A 1102-nucleotide genomic window follows, 5' to 3' on the forward strand; every position below is an offset into this window, starting at 1 on the left:
TTTTCGTACAAAAAAAAGAGCGGGCTATCTTTTTCGATAACCTGCTCTTTTTCTTGATATTTGGACCTGCACCTTAACTAAATGACATTGACCACGCGGCAGCCCTTTTGGTATCAACTATCGTTACCAGTTTAGCGCAATCATGTTTCCTAAGCCTCGTTCATTCTGCAGAGAATTTCAGCAATTTCTTGAACCCTAGTCATATAGATCCCTTTTGTTTGTTCAATAGCTAAAGGGTGGTCTGTTGGTTCAAGTTCAATATATGGACGGATACCTACCGATCGGGTATTTACCATGGTTTTCACGTTTAATGTCTCTGGATAGCATGGAAGCGAAGTTGAAAGCCAACCAAACATAGGTTCCACAATTTCTTCCCTGCTTTCTTCATCCCAAAATTCGTTGGTACGAAGAAAGTTTTCCTCGCTTAATGAAACCCAAACGTCCCAAATAAATGGTGAATCTTGACCATAAACAGGAATCTCGATACATCCACGTATAAAGAAGTATTTTTCCTCAATGACACATTGATCAGAAGTGAGCTCACTGCGCTCATCAAGTTCTCCTGGATCAATTCCGTACCAGTAATAAGGAGCAGGGCTACCATAACTCATAGGGAGTTCATGAAACTCGCCACAGCAAGAACATTCAAAGCCGATATTATTATTCATTATGTTTTCCCCTCTAGATAAGTATGGGTTCTCGATTAGAAATTGGATTTTACCTTAGTTCCACAGTTTAGTCCCCTATTCCTGCTAAACCCTCTACATACCCATCCCAAAACCCCAACGTTCCGTGCTAGCCTGCCCGTTAGCTCAACGAGGCTGCCGTTTTATGCCGGTAGCCTCGTCTAGTGTTTATGGAGCTAACGTACCCGTTAGCTCAATCGCGTTCTTCATTCAACAATGATCTCTTCAACGCTAGAGACATCAGGGTTATAAAAGAAAATCTTGTTGCTTATGATGTGAAGGTAAAAAGTTTTTTCGTCGCTGAGCTTTTGAGTCGTATGGTCGACAAGGTTTATTCGATACAATTTCTTGCTATATTCTGAATAATTACTGTAATAAAGCCAGTCACCTTGCACGTTAATATTGCGAGCATCGTG

The 1102-nt window shown here is 41.0% G+C and carries 2 protein-coding genes; both read right to left on the reverse strand.

The genetic code is table 11. From position 1 onward, the window contains the following. Positions 1 to 149 precede the first annotated feature (149 nt). Positions 150 to 668 (reverse strand): DUF2199 domain-containing protein, encoded by a 519-nt coding sequence (locus ASG81_RS04720; RefSeq protein WP_056629747.1) that lies wholly within the window; start codon positions 666 to 668, stop codon positions 150 to 152. 224 nt (positions 669 to 892) lie between these two features. Continuing rightward, on the reverse strand, positions 893 to 1102 hold a 210-nt coding region (locus tag ASG81_RS04725; RefSeq protein ID WP_155971215.1), incomplete at its 5' end, for a DUF5050 domain-containing protein.

The sequence above is a fragment of the Paenibacillus sp. Soil522 genome, from assembly GCF_001428245.1.
In the GTDB taxonomy this organism is placed as follows: Bacteria; Bacillota; Bacilli; order Paenibacillales; family Paenibacillaceae; genus Pristimantibacillus.

Bases quoted from the DNA above. Each gene is read 5' to 3' on its own strand.
- ASG81_RS04720 (WP_056629747.1), bottom strand. From the start codon at position 668: ATGAATAATAATATCGGCTTTGAATGTTCTTGCTGTGGCGAGTTTCAT.